This window comes from Nonomuraea indica (assembly GCF_002850745.1).
GTDB lineage: Bacteria > Actinomycetota > Actinomycetes > Streptosporangiales > Streptosporangiaceae > Nonomuraea > Nonomuraea indica.
Genome location: NZ_KZ559472.1, coordinates 158065 through 172832, shown reverse-complemented (window position 1 = coordinate 172832; position 14768 = coordinate 158065). Strand labels below are relative to the sequence as shown.

The window sequence follows — 14768 nt, the reverse complement described above, 5'->3', positions numbered from 1 at the left end:
GCCCTCGCGGAACGTCATGACGCCGAACGTCACCGCCGTCGCGGCCGCGACGAGGGCCCCGAGGACGAGTATTACCTTGATCATGGTGCACTTCCCACTGCATCACGGACAGTGACGAGTTGTCACTGAATGCAGTGTCCCCTGGGTGCGCCGCCCGAAAACGTGCCGATCAGCGCACCGCCGACTGGATCAGCCCCATCCGGACCTCAGCGGACAGCTTGGCCCGTCTGGCGGCGAGGTCCTCGTCCAGCTCCCGCAGCACCTCGCCCACCCGGGCGGCGCCCGCGAAGACGGCCTGCGGGTCGGTCGCCGAGGTGACGGCGGCGACGGCCTCGGTGTAAGCGCGGCTCAGCGTCTCCAGTGCCTCCTCCAGCCGGTCCGTACGACCTGACCGGAGCGTCCTGGGCGACGTGTCGGAGGGATCGGCGGCAACCATGTACGTGGTCCCCTTCAGTGGCGATCGGGGCGGCATCCCACCCTCTACCCATCGCCGCCGCCTTTGATCCTCCGCCGCCGGCCGTCAGCCCGAGGCCGATCTCCCGTCTTCCGGCCCGGAGCCCAGGGCCGCCGGCCGGCCTTCCCGCTGCCGCCGGTACTCGCTCGGGCTCACCCCCTGGACTCGTTTGAAGGCCGAGCTGAAACCGAACGCGTCGGCGTAGCCCATCCGGCGCGCCACCGTCGCCACCGTCTCCGCCGAGTCCGCCAGCATGTCGGCGGCCAGCGCCATCCGCCACTCCGTCAGGTAGGCGAGCGGCGGCTCGCCCACCAGCTCGGCGAACCGCTTGGCCAGCGTGGTGCGTGACACCCCCGCCTCGGCGGCCAGCGAGGCGAGCGTCCACGGCCGGTCGGGGGCCCGGTGCATGGCCCGCAGCACCGGGCCGACCACGTCGTCGCCCAGCGCGTGGTACCACCCCGGACGCACCGCCTCCGGCCGGTCGAACCAGTCGCGCAGCGTGCACACCAGCAGCCAGTCGAGCAGCCGGTCCAGCACGACCTGCCGGCCCGGCCGCGCCCCGATGAGCTGGGACTCCAGGTAGTCGTTCATGGACGCGCAGTCGTGCTCGTCCGGCACGAGGAGCAGCGGCGGCAGCACGCCGAGCAGCCGCCGCGGCACCTGTCCACGCATGTGGTAGGCCCCGGCCAGCAGCACGGTGGGTCCCACCAGGTCCGTGCCGTGGCCGCCAGGTCCGCCGCCGTCGCCTGGCGTCCGGCCGGCGCGGACCTCCCGCACCGGCGAGCCCGCCCCGGGCGGCTCGGTGGCGAAGACGAACGGCTCGGGCCCGCGCACGATCGCCGCCTCACCCGTACGCAGCCGCCGGGGCTCCCCGCCCGCCTCCCCGGCGATCCAGCCCTCGCCGCGCAGCAGCACGAGCAGCGTCAGCGACGCCTCGTCGGCGAACCGCAGAGCCCACGGCGGCGTCAGCACCGACCGGCCGAAGATCGCGCCGTCGGCCCGCACACCACGCAACAGATCGTCGAACGGGTCCATGCCCCCACGATAGGCGCGCCGCCTCCCGGCCCATCGAAAGCCGCCGACCCCAGGACGCCGGGGCGGTCCCTCCGGTCGGCCGGTCTCCGGTCGGTCGGTCTCCGGTCGGTCGGTCTCCGGTCGGCCGGTCGCCGGACGGTCGGTCTCCGGACGGTTCCTGGGCGGCCGGTGCCCGGACGATCGGACATGGAGCGCGAACGGACGGCCATGGCCGCGCGGCCGGGCCGCCGGTTGACTCGAAGCCATGACGACACATGCGAACGAGATCCTGGTCCTCGCGGCGACGGGCAAGACGGGCCGCCGGCTGGTGCGGCGGCTGCGCGCGGCGGGTGAGACGGTGCGGGCCGCCTCCCGTACGGGCGAGGCGCGCTTCGACTGGACCCGGCCGGACAGCTGGCAGGCGGCCGTGACGGGCGCCTCGGCGGTGTACCTCGTGGCACCGGACGACCCCGCGCCGGTGAACGACTTCGTCAAGCAGGCGGTGGAGGCGGGCGTGGGCCGGTTCGCGGTCCTGTCCGGGCGTGGCATCGAGCACGTCCGCGGCGGTTTCGGCGAGGGCATGGTGGCCGCCGAGGAGGCCGTGCGCGGCTCGGGAGCGGAGTGGACGATCCTCCGGGCCAACAACTTCAACCAGAACTTCGACGAGGACCTGTGGCACCAGCCGCTGATGTCGGGCCGGCTGGCGCTGCCCATCGGCGACGTGCCGGAGGCTTTCGTCGACGTCGAGGACGTGGCCGAGGTGGCGGCGGCCGTCCTCACCGGCGACGGGCACGCCGGGCAGGTGTACGAGCTGTCCGGCCCGCGCGGGCTGACCTTCGCCGAGGCCGTGGAGACGATCGCCCGGGCGGCGGGCCGCGCCGTCCGGTACGAGGAGCTGACGCCCGAGGCGTACCGGGCCGAGCTGCTCGCCGCCGGGTACCCGGAGGTCGCGGCCGACGCGCTCAACGTCCTGTTCGCCCTGCACCGTGCCGGCCACACCGCCGAACCGGTCGACGGCGTCCGCCGGGTGCTCGGCCGGGACCCGCTGGCCTTCGAGACCTACGCGGCCCGCGCCGCCGAAGCGGGCGCCTGGTCCTGACACCACCGGCACCCGGCCAGGGCGCCGCCGCCCGCCCACGACACCGGTCGGCCCGCGACACCGGTCGGCCCGCGACACCGGTCGGCCCGCGACGCCGGTCGGCGGCGCTCCCCGTACGGCGGCGCTCCCGTACGGCGAGCGCCGCAAGGTGTTCACCCGCCCACGCGGGGTACCGACCGCCTCATGAGCACACCCGACGAGAACACGCCCGGGCCCGGCGAGGACCGGGACGAGCCGAAGACCGCCGGCCAGGCCGCCATGGAAGAGGCACTGTCGCGGTCCGGCCGGACGGTGGAGGACCTGACCCGCCCCGACGAGGAGTGACACGAGCCGGGCATCCGTGGCGCGCGCCGGGTGCGCCGCGGATGCTGTAGTGTCCCTCGACAAGGCCGCGCTCCGATACCGGAGGCGGCCACGCTGCTCGGTGGAGTCGTTTCATCCAAGGAGCAGCCTTGACCACGTCACTTCCCCGCCAGCTCGCCCGCACCCGGCGCTTCACCCTCGGCGCGCCCGGCGCGTTCACCCTCTCTCCCGACGGCGCGACCGTCTTCTTCCTGCGCAGCCGCGCCGGCGACGACCCCGTCTCCTGCCTGTGGTCGCTGGACGTCGCCACCGGCCGCGAACGCCTGCTCGCCGACCCGCTCGCCCTCCTGGCCGGGGCGGAGGAGGAACTGCCGGCCGAGGAGCGGACCCGTCGCCTGCGCGCCGGTGAGATGTCCACCGGCATCGTCGGCCACGCCGCCGACGACACCTGCGAGCTGCTCGCCTTCACCCTGTCCGGCCGCCTGTGGACGGTACGGCCCGCCGACGGGGCCGTGCGCCTGATCCCCACGGCCGGGCCGGTGCTCGACCCTCGCCCCGATCCGACCGGCCGGCGTGTCGCCTACGTCAGCGGCGGCGCGCTGCGCGTGGTGACCGCCGACGGCGTCACGGACGAGGTGGTGGCCGAGCCCGACGGCCCCGAGGTCACGTACGGGCTCGCCGAGCACGTCGCCGCCGAGTCGATGGGCCGCCACCGCGGCTACTGGTGGTCTCCCGACGGGCGGCGGCTGCTGGTCGCCCGGGTGGACACGGCGCGGGTGCGGCGCTGGCACCTGGCCGACCCGTCCGACCCGGCCCGCCCGCCGGTGAGCTTCCCCTATCCCGCCGCCGGCACCCCGAACGCCGAGGTCAGCCTGTGGATCACCGCACCCGGCGCCCCGGCGGTCCGGGTCGACTGGGACGCCGCGTCGTTCGAGTACCTCACCGGCGCCGGCTGGGACGCCGCCGGGCCGTACGCCGCGGTGCAGAGCCGCGACCAGCGGCGCCTGCTCGTCCTCGGCGTCGATCCGGCCACCGGCGCCACCCGCGTGCTGGCCGAGCAGCGCGACGACGCCTGGGTGGAGCTGGTCCCGGGGCTGCCCGCCCGCGACGCGGCCGGCAGGCTGCTGACCAGCGCCGACCTGGACGACACGCGCCGGCTCCTGGTGGCCGGCGACCCCGTCACTCCCCCTGGCCTCCAGCTGCACGCGGTCGTCGCCGTGGACGGCGAGACGGTCCTCTTCACCGCCTCCGACGAGCCGACGCAGGCCCACCTGTGGGCCTACGACCCGGCCGGCGGGGTCCGGCGGCTGAGCGACGAGCCCGGCGTCCACACCGGCACCGGCCGCGGCGGCACCACGATCCTCCAGTCGCGCTCGCCGGCCCGGCCCGGCACGAAGGTCCGCGCCGGTTCGGTGGAGATCGCCTCGTACGCCGAACGTCCCGTCCTCGACCTCCGTATGGAGCTGCTCACGCTCGGCCCCCGCGCGCTGCGCGCCGCGCTGTTCCTGCCGTCCTGGCACACTCCCGGCCACGGCCCGCTGCCGGTGCTCATGGACCCGTACGCCGGTCCGGCCCTGCGCAAGGTGACCGCCGAGCAGGGGTGGTGGACGTACGTCTCGCAGTGGTTCGCCGAGGAGGGCTTCGCCGTGCTCGCGGTGGACGGCCGCGGCACCCCCGGCCGCGGCCCCGCCTGGGAACGCGCGATCCACCTCGACCTGGCCGGCCCGGTGCTGGCCGACCAGGTGGACGGCCTGCGCGAGGCCGCGGCGCGCCGTCCGGAGCTCGACCTGGCCAGGGTGGGCATCCGCGGCTGGTCGTTCGGCGGCTACCTGGCCGCGCTCGCGGTGCTCCGGCGTCCCGACGTCTTCCACGCCGCCGTGGCCGGCGCGCCCGTCATGGACCAGCGCCTGTACGACACCCACTGGCGCGAGCGTCACCTCGGCCACCCCGACGAGCACCCGGAGGCGTACGACCGCTGCTCCCCGATCCTGGAGGCCGCGTCGCTCACCCGCCCGCTGCTGCTCGTCCACGGCCTGGCCGACGACAACGTGGTCCCGGCGCACACCCTGAGGTTCTCGCAGGCGCTCCTGGAAGCGGGCCGCCCGCACGAGGTGCTGCCGCTGTCCCGCACCACGCACCTGCCGTCGCAGGAGTCGGTGGCCGAGAACCTCCTGCTGCACCAGCTCGGCTTCCTGCGCCGCGCCCTCGGCCTGCCTTCGGCCCCCTGACGGTCAGGCGGTCTTCGGCCTCGGGCGTCCGGGCCTTCCCGCACGGCTCCCCGCGCTGTCCGGCCGGCGTCGGCAAGATCGTCGATGCCCCCGATTCTGTCGGGGCGATGGGGTACATTACCGACTCATTGATCAGCCGTTCGCGTTGGTGCCACCTCCTTTTTTCCGGCGTCCCGCGAGCCGTCCGGCCGGGGAGGTCGAGAGTTGTGAGCGCGGACGCACCCGCGTGGGAGCAGCGCAGCACGGCACGGGTCGTGTCGCCCGTCCAGCCGCGCAAGCTGGCGAAGGTGCCCTTCGTCGAGCTGGCGGACGGGCGGCTGCAGGGCGTCGTGTCGAGCGGATCGGACATCGGGCGGGTCTACGTCTCGTCCGTCGCCGCCGGCACCCACACCTATGACTGCAGCACCAACAACAACCGCCCGTGCGGCGGCCTTTACGGCGCCCCGTGCAAGCACCTGCGCCTGCTCGTGGACGAGGCGGTCATCCAGTACGGCCTCGACCGGGTCGCCGGCTACCTGCGGGCCGAGGTCGGAGACGACGGCGACCTGATCGGCGCCCTCGGCGGCGGGGTCGAGCGCACGCCGGCGGCCATGGTGTTCAGCAGGTTCCTGCGCCACCTGACCTACCTGGAGCTGCCCGGCGCGACCACGCCGGTGCCCGAGCTCCACTGGTTCCCGGCGGGGGTGGCGCGCTGATGCTCGCCGTGCAGCTGTCCGCCCTGCTTGACGGCGAGACGCCGGGCGTCACCGAGACGCTGGACCTCGTCACCGGATTCGACGACGCGCTCACCCACGGGCTCGGCCGGCTCGGCGGCGACCGGGCCGCCGCGCTGGCCGCCCTGGCCGGCGCGGTGTCCGCCTCCCCCCTGGGCGACCGGGCCGGCGAGGCCGTCGACAAGATCACCGCCGGGTCCGTCGCCGGAGACCACCTGACCGCGCTGGCCGGGGCGCGCACCGCCCTGCTCGGCGCCGTGCACGACGCCCTCCTCGCCCGGCTCGACACCGCGCTCGGCCGCACCAGGGCGGCCTGGGAGGCGGCGGCCGCCCCGGCGCCCGCCGCCGACCACCTGCTCGCCGCCGCCCGCTCCTGGCTGCACGAGCTGGCCATCACCGGCTGGCGCGGCGTGGACCACGACCTCGTCTCCGCCTCCAGCCAGACCGTGGAGGCGCTGCTCGCCGAGCCCCGCCTGCGCCGCGTCGCGGTCCTGCTCGACGGCCTGGCCGCCGAGCTGGCCGCGTGCTGCCCGATCGCCACGGCGCCCCGCGTGCCGGCCCGCCGCTGGGCCGACCTGTGGGCCCGCGCCGTCCTGCTGGCGCAGGGCCTGCCCGCCGATCCCGACCCCGAGCAGGTGTCCGGCCGGCTGCTCGTCCTCGGCGTGGACGTGCACGAGCACGGCACCGCCGTCCAGGCGCAGGTGCACGGCCTCCTGGAGCCGGCCGGCGGAGGCGCCGCCCGGCTGGTGCGCGCGAGCGTCTCCGCCGCCAAGGTCGACACCATCACCGGCCCGGCCGTGTGGCGGCTGCTGCAGGCGCATCCCGTCCTGCTCGGCGCGCTGGCCGAGCACCGCAGCCTCGACCTCACCGGCATGCCGCTGCTCGCGAGCGGCGACCTGCTGTGGCACGACGACCGGGCGGCGGCCGGCGAGCCGGCCGACCCGTTCGCCGTGGCCCGCGTGCAGCTCGCCGACGCCCTCGCCCCCGCCGTGACGCCGCTCGACCGCCACCCGGTGCGCATCGCCGAGCCCGTCCTGCTGGAGGGCTACACGGTCGACGGTGAGGCGCTGGTCCTCGACGGCCACCCGCTCGCCGTCGAGCTGGACCGCCTGCCGCGGTGCGGCCCGCTCACCCCCGAGCTGGTGGCGGCCTCCACGGCCTGCATCGGCCTGGTGCGCTGGGACGCCGGCCGCTGGTCGGTGCAGCCGCTCGCCGTGCAGGCGACGGTCAAGCGCAAGCCCGTCACCGCCCACGCCGGCGACTGGGCGCTCGGCCCCACCGACCCCAAGGTGGTCAAGGCCGAGGCCAAGGCCGGTGACGTGGTGGCCGTGCTGCGGGAGCGAGCCGGACGGCTGCTGCGCAAATGACCGACGACTCCCGCACCGACCCGAGCACGGGCCCCGCCGTCTCCGCCGACGCCAACCGCCGCCAGGTCCTCTACTGGCGCCTCATGGCCCGGCTGTTCAGCGCCGATGAGCAGCCCACCCTGGAGGCGGCCAGCGTCGCCGTCGTCGACGACCTGGGCCTGCCGCCCGCACTGCTCGACCCGGGCGTGTCCGTCGACAACCTCGTGCAGCGCTTCCCCGATCTGGGCGCCGAGCTGAAGGGCCTGCTCGCCGAGGAGGAGAGCGAGGAGACCGGGCAGGGGCCGGCGGAGGTCGGCGCCGACGAGGTGCGCCGGGCGGCTCTGGTCTCCAAGCTCCTGCTCAACGTCTTCTCCACCGGCTCCGGCAACGTCACCGCGACCGACCTGGCCCGCTGGCAGCAGGACGCCGGCTGGTTCGAGGAGGCACTCGGCTGCGAGCGCGGCGCGCTGCGCGGCCGGCCCGGCGACAGCGAGCTGGGCGGCGTCCTGGCCGGCCTCGAAGGCGACCTCGTGCGCCGCATGCGGCTGCGTGAGGTGCTCGCCGACCCCGCCCTGGCCAGGCAGCTCACCCCGAGCATGTCGCTCATCGAGCAGCTCCTGCGCGACAAGGCCAACCTGTCGGGCATCGCGCTGGCCAACGCCAAGGCGCTGATCCGCCGGTTCGTCGACGAGGTCGCCGAGGTGCTGCGCACCCAGGTCGAGAAGACCAGCGTCGGCAAGCTCGACCGGTCGGTGCCGCCCAAACGCGTCTTCCGCAACCTCGACGTCCAGCGCACCATCTGGAAGAACCTCACCAACTGGAACGCCGACGACCAGCGGCTCTACGTCGACCGCCTCTACTACCGGCACACGGCGCGCAAGACCACCCCGCAGCGGCTCATCGTGGTCGTCGACCAGTCGGGCTCGATGGTGGACGCGATGGTCAACTGCACCATCCTCGCCTCCATCTTCACCGGCCTGCCCAAGGTCGACGTGCACCTGATCGCCTACGACACCAGGGCGCTCGACCTGACCCCGTGGGTGAGCGACCCGTTCGAGGTGCTGCTGCGCACGACGCTCGGCGGCGGCACCGACGGCACCGTCGCCATGGCGCTCGCCCGGCCCAAGATCGCCGAGCCGCGCAACACCGTGCTGGTCTGGATCTCCGACTTCTACGACAACCGTGAGCTGCTCACCGACTTCGAGGCGGTGCACCGCTCAGGGGTGAAGTTCATCCCGGTCGGCTCGGTCAACAGTTCAGGCAACGCCAGCGTGGACCCCTGGTTCCGGCAGAAGCTGAAGGACCTGGGCACCCCCGTGATCTCCGGCCACATCCGCAAACTCGTGTTCGAGCTCAAGAGCTTCCTCGCCTAACCACTCCAGGAGAACCCGCGAAATGACCGAGATGCTGCGCGCACCCGCAGAGGTGAAGTACGCCGACGAGCTCGACTGGCTGGAGTCGATCGACGACGGCCCCAAGCCGTTCTCGTGGCGGCTCAGCCCCCGCATGGTGCGGCTGTTCATCCTCGGGTCCGAGCGTGCCGACGGGCTCGACCGGGAGATCCCGCAGAAGTGGTTCGGTGACCGCAGCTTCGTCGAGCGCAGCATCGTCACCCTCGCCTCCGACCGCGGCCTGCTGCTGATCGGCGACCCGGGCACCGGCAAGAGCTGGCTCGCCGAGCTGCTCGCCGCCGCCATCTGCCGCAACTCCACCCTGGTCGTCCAGGGCACGGCCGGCACCACCGAGGACCACATCAAGTACTCGTGGAACGTCTCCATGGTGATCGCCAAGGGGCAGTCGCGCCAGTCGATGATCCCCTCGCCCATCATGACGGCCATGGAGAAGGGCGTGATCGGCCGCTTCGAGGAGCTGACCCGCTCCACCAGCGACGTGCAGGACGCCCTCATCTCCATCCTGTCGGAGAAGTACGTCTCCATCCCCGAGCTCGACGACGACAACATCGTCTTCGCCCAGCCCGGCTTCTCCATCATCGCCACCGCCAACAGCCGTGACCGCGGCGTCAACGACCTGTCCTCGGCCCTGAAGCGACGCTTCAACTTCGTCCGCATCCCCGTCGTGACGAACAAGCGCAGCGAGGCGGAGATCGTCCGCTTCCGCACCACCGAGCTGCTGCGCCGCCACCGCATCGAGCTCGACGTCCCGCCGACGCTGCTCGACATCCTGCTGCAGAGCTTCGCCGACCTGCGCGCCGCCTCCGCCTCGGCCTCCAGCGACGACGAGCGGCTGGAGTCGGCGCTGTCCACCGCCGAGCAGATCGGCGTGCTGGAGGACGCCATCCTGCACAGCCAGTTCTTCGGCGACCGCGCGCTGACCGCCCACACCCTCGGCGGCTCCCTGATCGGCTCGCTGGCCCGGCGCACCCCCGAGGACCTGGCCATCCTCAACAAGTACTGGCACGGCGTCGTCGAGCCGCGCAGCAAGAAGGACGGCGGCGAGTGGCCCGACTTCCTCGAAGGCGGCCGCCAGGCGATCTCGACGCTGTCATGAGCCCGTTCGGCGCCCTGCGCGAACAGCTCCTCGGCGCGGCGGACGCCTTCGCCGACGCCCCCGCCGCCGTGCCGGAGATCCTCTCCGGCCTGGTGGACGACGTCGACCGGGCGCTGCGCGAGGAGCTGGAGATCTTCCCGGTCTGCCACCACTCGCCCGCCTCGGCCCTGGCCATGGCCAGGCGGCTGCGCGACAAGCAGCCGAAGGTCATCTACCTGGAGCTGTGCGAGGACCTCGGGCCGCTGCTCGGCGAGCTGCGCAACTGCCGCCTGCCGGTGGCGTTGCAGGCGTTCGCGACCGACCTCGACGGCTTCCCCGCCGGATGGGGGCCGCTCAGCGTGGTGGCGCCCATCACGGAGGCGTCGGCCGAGTACCAGGCCATCGCGTACGCCCTCGAGACGCCGGACGTCGAGCTGGTGCTGGTCGACCGCTCGTCCGACCACGTCTTCCAGTGGCAGCCGCGCGAGGAGGAGGCCGCCGCCGGCCACGCCGCCGGCGAGGAGGCCGGCCTGCACGGCGACGCCGTCGGCATCGAGATCGGCGACCTGCGCCCGCGCTTCGCCGAGCTGGAGGAGCACCTGCTCCACCACGGCAAGGTGCGCCACTGGTCCGAATGGTGGGACCAGTACGTCGAGCAGCCGCTCGCCGGCGCCGACTACGACACCTACCGCCAGGTCATGGTGCTGATCGGCAGCCTGTTCCGCCGCCTGACGCCCGAACGGGGCGACCGGCTGGCGCGCGACGAGGAACGCGAGCGCCACATGTGGACCCGCATGCGCGAGCACCTCGCCGCCACCGGCGCCGACCCCGCCGACTGCCTGTACGTGTGCGGCGCCTTCCACGCCGCCAGCCGGGTCGAGGAGTTCGGGCTGGCGGGCGGCACGGACTACGAGATCACCCCCCGCACGGCCACCCGCTGGCTGTACGGGCTCATCCCGTCCAGCCAATCGGCCATCGAGGCCCAGTTCGGGCTGGCTCCCGGCTCGGTGTCGATCGCCGCCGCCACCTGGGCCAAGGCCGTCTCACGCGGCGGCGTCCAGCCGTACCGGCTGGACGGGCAGAAGGGCGCGCGCAAGAAGAAGGCCAAGGCCGCGCCGCCCGCCCCGGCGGCACAGCCCGTCACCGACAAGCTGACGGGCTTCCTGTCCAGCCCACCCGAGCTGGACGGCGTCGACGAGGCCGAGCTGCTCGGCTGGTGCGTGGACATCGTCCGGCTGGCCCGCCGCAACGGCTACCTGGCCAGCACCGCCGACGCCATCGCCGTGTACGAGACGTCCATCCTGCTCGCCGGCATGCGCAACCGGGTCCGGCCCACGCCGTACGACTTCCAGGACGCGGCCGTCACCTGCATCGAGAAGGACAGCGTCCCCGGCCGCCGCGACGTGCGCCACCTGTGCGAGATCCTGCTGGGCGGCGACCGGATCGGCCAGGTCGGCTACGACGCGCTGCCGCCGCTGGCCCGCGACGTCTACGACCGGCTCGAGCCGCTCGGCCTCGACCTGAGCAAGCGCACCGTCCAGCGGGCGTTGCTCAACCTCGACGCCGACCCCCACCTCCAGCCCTGCTCCCAGCTGCTGTGGATGCTGCGCTACCTGCTGCCCGACGGGGCCGTGCGGCCCATCATGGGGTCGCGGCGGCTCGGTGAGCGCTCCATCCAGGAGAGCTGGGACCTGACGATCGGTCAGCACCAGCGGGCCGTCATCGAGCTGGGCTACGAGGGCGTCACCGTCGAGCAGGTGCTGGAGCAGCGGCTGCGCCGCGCCGTCTGGGACCCGAAGGCGACCGCGGCCACCACCCTGTCGGCCGTCGAGGACTCGATCCTGTTCCTCGGCAGCCGCCGGTTCACCGACGAGCTGGGCGCGCGGGCCGTGGAGCTGCTGTCGGCCGAGCGGAGCGTGGACGACGCGCCCGAGGTGCTGCGCCGCATCCGGCGGCTGCTCGCCCACTACCGCGCCACCGAGCCGGAGCTGCCCGGCTGGTGCGAGGCGTTCGTGACCGGCGGCTACGCCCACTACTGCACCCTGCTGCCGTCCGCGTTCGTGGCCGACGACACCGGGGTCCGGCAGGTGGGCGCCATGCTCGGGTTCCTGTTCTCGATGGAGAGTCTGGCGCTCTCGCTCGGCTGCGACCGGGCCCAGCTCGAGCTGGCCGTCCAGCAGTCGCACCCCGAGTCGCCCGCCAAGGTGGCGCTGCTGTGGGCGGCCCGTTCGCAGCTCGGCCTGCTCCCGCTCGCCGAGCTGCGCGCCCGCTGCGACGACCTGCTCGCCAACCCGCTCGTCATCCCGTCGTTCCCGCTCTACATCACGGGTTTCGTGCAGGCGCTGGAGTCGGTGCCGTCCCTGGGGCCGTTCGTGGTGGAGGTGATCTCCAAGGCGTTCGCGCGGCTGCCCGACTCCGTGCTGCTGCCCTGGCTGCCCAAGCTCATCACCACCCTCCGCAAGGAGGCGGCGGAGCTGGTGCCGGTCCTGGTGCGCGAGGCGGGCCGGACGTTCCCGGCCGCGCTGGCCGACCTCGACGCCTGGACCCCGCCCTGGACGGCCGGGCCGGCGACGGTGGCCGCCCCGGCGCGACCCGTGACAGCCGGGCCGGCGAACACGCTGCTGGCCGCCCATCCGGCCGCGTGCGACGCCGTCGCCGCGCTTCTCGGCTGCGAGGGGGGCTGGGGCGCCGTCGGCGCGGCGCCCGCCTCCGGCGCGGCCGGCGAGCTGCTGAGCCGCCACCCGAGCACGGCCACCGCCGTCGCGGCCCTGCTCGCCTGACGGTCGCGGCGTCCGTGAGCAGGGACGTTATCCGGGCCCGGCCTGCGGGAAGGGCCCGGATGAGACCTGCCGGCGGACGGCCCCACGACGGCGAGACGGCGAGCCGATGCAAACATTCCTGCCCTTCCCCGACTTCACCCGCTGCGCCGAGTCCCTCGACCCGCTGCGCCTCGGCAAGCAGCGGGTCGAGGCCCTGCAGATCCTGCGCGCCCTCACCGTCCCCGGCTACGGCTGGCGCCACCACCCGGCCGTCCGCATGTGGGCGGGCTACGAGGAGGCCCTGGCCCGCTACGGCCTCGACGTGTGCCACCACTGGTGCTCCACCGGCCGCACCGACACCTGCGCCGACACCATCACCCGCGACCTGGCCGCCCGCTGCGACCGGCACACCGTCCGCACCCAGCCCGCGCTGGCGGCGGCCGGCGAGCTGCCTCCCTGGCTCGGCGACGCCGCCCTCCACCGCAGCCACCGCTCCGCCCTCCTGCGCAAGGCTCCCGACTTCTACGGTCCCCTCTTCACCCCCCTGTTCGGCCCCGAGCCTGACGACCTCCCGTACGTCTGGCCGCCCTCGGACCGGCCGCCGGCCTGCCTGCCGGACCGGCGGTTCGGGTGAGCCGAAGGCGCCGGTCCTGACTGTCAGCCGAGCAGCCGGTCGCCGATCCAGCCGTCGGCCGCGCAGCCCGGCGGGACGGCGAAGACCGCCGAGCCGATCGGCGTGATCCACTCGTTGAGCAGGTCGCCGTCGGCGATCCTGCGCTGCACCGGGACGAACTGCCGCTCGACGTCCGCCTGGTAGGAGGCGAAGAGCAGCCCCGAGTCGGACGTCCCGCCGGCCGTCAGTCCGTCGTCGTAGTTGTACGGCCTTCGCAGGATGCGCTGCCCCGGATCCTCCACCCGCGCCCGCCTGATGTGGGCGTACTCGGGGATGACGGGGAAGCCCAGCGTGTTGAGCCGGGCGAAGTCGGGCTCGTCACGCTCGGCCCTCCCGGTCAGCGGGGCACCCGTGTCCAGGCGGCGGCCGATGGTGAACTCCCTGGCCGGCCGGTCGGCGGCGTCCCAGGTCTCCAGGTTCATCCGGATACGGCGCAGCACCATGGTGGTGCCGCCGCGCATCCCTTCGGGTCCCTGCCCGATCCACACGGCCCGGTCGAGGTCCGTCGGGTTGACCGTGCCGTCGAGCTGGCCCATCAGGTTGCGCTGCGTCTCACCGGTGGAGCCCGCGCCCGCCCGTCGCCGGAAGCCGCGCTGGGTCCAGCGGACCCTGGTGAAGGACCGCGCGTCCTTGACGACCATCCGCAGCGCGTGGGCCACGGTGACCGGGTCGTCGGCGCAGATCTGCACCAGCAGGTCGCCGCCGCTCCACCGGTCGTCCAGCCTGTCGACGGAGAACGACGGCAGCGGCGCCACCGGCGAGTCCACCTTGGCCGCCCTGAACAGCCCGGGGCCGAACCCGAACGTCACGGTCAGCCGGGCGGGGTCGGTGGCCAGCTCGGGCTCGGTGTCGGCGAGAGCCGGCCGCCCCTGGGTGAGGCGGCGGGCGTCGTCGGTGAGCAACTGCATCAGCCGGGTGATCGCGTCCCTGCCGCTGTCCGGCTTCAGGTCGAGCCCGAGGAAGACGGCGTGGGCCTGCGGCGGCGTGGCGATGCCCGCCTGGTGGACGCCGTCGAACCGCTCCACGGCGGGGCTGTGGGCCGTGGCGGCGTGCTCCGTGGCGGAGGCACGGTCGCCCGCGCCCGCCAGCGGCAGGGCGGCGGCGCCGCCCGCCAGCAGCGCCCGCCTGCTGATCCCGGACGCCATCAGTGACCGGCCCCGGGCTGGTAGTCCTCCTTCGCCCCGGCGAAGTCCTTGCCCACGGCGGTGAACTCCAGCGGCGCGCCGTCCTTGACCGTGAGCGTGAACGGGATGCGGGCCCCCGGCTGCACCTCGCCGGTGACGCCCATCAGCATGATGTGGTCGCCGCCGGGCTTCAGCTCGTGGGTGCCCCGTGCCGGCACGACGAAGCCGCCCTCCTTGGGCCGCATGACCATCTTGCCGTCCGCCTCGACGACCTCGTGCAGCTCGACCTTCGGGGACAGGGGTGAGGTGCCGGCGACGACCGCGATGTCGGCGTCGGTGTCGTTGACCAGGGTGCCGAACGCGGCGGTCATGCCCTTCTTCACGGTCTTGACCCACGGGTCGGTGATGGTGAGAGCGGCCCCGGCGGAGGCGCTGGGGGCGGCGCCGGTGGTCGTGGTGGCCGTGGGCGCCTGCGAGGCGGGCGCGGCGGCGTTCTGGGTGGGCTGCGCGCCGCACGCGCCGAGGGCGAGGACGGCGGCCAGGGTCAGGGCAGGGCGAGAGAACATGG

General features: G+C 74.2%; 13 protein-coding genes. 9 read left to right on the top strand and 4 right to left on the bottom strand.

The genetic code is table 11. From position 1 onward, the window contains the following. Positions 1-169: 169 nt before the first annotated feature. Positions 170-436: a hypothetical protein gene (locus CXR44_RS19495; RefSeq protein WP_101787507.1), complete on the bottom strand. Its 267-nt coding sequence runs from the start codon at positions 434-436 to the stop codon at positions 170-172. A gap of 84 nt (positions 437-520) precedes the next feature. Further along, entirely contained in the window at positions 521-1489 is a 969-nt protein-coding gene (locus CXR44_RS19490) for an AraC family transcriptional regulator (protein WP_101787506.1), read from the bottom strand. A gap of 244 nt (positions 1490-1733) precedes the next feature. Between CXR44_RS19490 and CXR44_RS19485 the strand changes: the two genes are divergently transcribed. The 9 genes from CXR44_RS19485 to CXR44_RS19450 all read left to right on the top strand — a co-directional run bounded on the left by CXR44_RS19485 (position 1734) and on the right by CXR44_RS19450 (position 13037). Next, positions 1734-2567, top strand: coding sequence for an NmrA family NAD(P)-binding protein (locus CXR44_RS19485; RefSeq protein WP_101787505.1), 834 nt, complete (start codon positions 1734-1736; stop codon positions 2565-2567). Between the two features lie 183 nt (positions 2568-2750). Further along, a complete protein-coding gene (locus CXR44_RS39520) occupies positions 2751-2891 on the top strand; it encodes a hypothetical protein (protein WP_180903569.1) in 141 nt (46 codons plus the stop codon). A gap of 128 nt (positions 2892-3019) precedes the next feature. Next, positions 3020-5098 carry a S9 family peptidase gene (locus CXR44_RS19480; protein WP_101787504.1) on the top strand — a complete coding sequence of 693 codons (2079 nt, stop codon included), beginning with the start codon at positions 3020-3022 and terminating at the stop codon, positions 5096-5098. Positions 5099-5304: 206 nt separating this feature from the next. Beyond that, a complete protein-coding gene (locus tag CXR44_RS19475) occupies positions 5305-5793 on the top strand; it encodes a hypothetical protein (RefSeq protein WP_101787503.1) in 489 nt (162 codons plus the stop codon). Further along, positions 5793-7178, top strand: a complete 1386-nt coding sequence (locus CXR44_RS19470) for a hypothetical protein (RefSeq protein WP_101787502.1) — start codon at positions 5793-5795, stop codon at positions 7176-7178. The genes CXR44_RS19475 and CXR44_RS19470 overlap by 1 nt, the downstream gene beginning before the upstream one ends. Further along, positions 7175-8530, top strand: a complete 1356-nt coding sequence (locus tag CXR44_RS19465; protein ID WP_101787501.1) for a VWA domain-containing protein — start codon at positions 7175-7177, stop codon at positions 8528-8530. The genes CXR44_RS19470 and CXR44_RS19465 overlap by 4 nt, the downstream gene beginning before the upstream one ends. A 22-nt stretch (positions 8531-8552) precedes the next feature. Next, entirely contained in the window at positions 8553-9665 is a 1113-nt protein-coding gene (locus tag CXR44_RS19460; protein WP_101787500.1) for an ATP-binding protein, read from the top strand. Continuing rightward, the gene (locus CXR44_RS19455) at positions 9662-12424 is read left to right on the top strand and encodes a DUF5682 family protein (RefSeq protein WP_101787499.1); all 2763 of its coding nucleotides are present in this window, start codon (positions 9662-9664) and stop codon (positions 12422-12424) included. Before CXR44_RS19460 ends, CXR44_RS19455 begins: the two co-directional genes overlap by 4 nt. Positions 12425-12530: 106 nt before the next feature. Further along, positions 12531-13037 (top strand): MSMEG_6728 family protein, encoded by a 507-nt coding sequence (locus CXR44_RS19450; protein WP_101787498.1) that lies wholly within the window; start codon positions 12531-12533, stop codon positions 13035-13037. Positions 13038-13060: 23 nt separating this feature from the next. Here the strand turns inward: CXR44_RS19450 and CXR44_RS19445 are convergent, their stop codons facing one another. Together CXR44_RS19445 and CXR44_RS19440 are read right to left on the bottom strand one after the other, a co-directional pair. After that, complete coding sequence (locus CXR44_RS19445) at positions 13061-14221, bottom strand: Dyp-type peroxidase (protein ID WP_101787497.1); 1161 nt, start codon at positions 14219-14221, stop codon at positions 13061-13063. Next, a complete protein-coding gene (locus CXR44_RS19440; RefSeq protein WP_101787496.1) occupies positions 14221-14766 on the bottom strand; it encodes a copper chaperone PCu(A)C in 546 nt (181 codons plus the stop codon). The genes CXR44_RS19445 and CXR44_RS19440 overlap by 1 nt, the downstream gene beginning before the upstream one ends. Positions 14767-14768 lie beyond the last annotated feature (2 nt).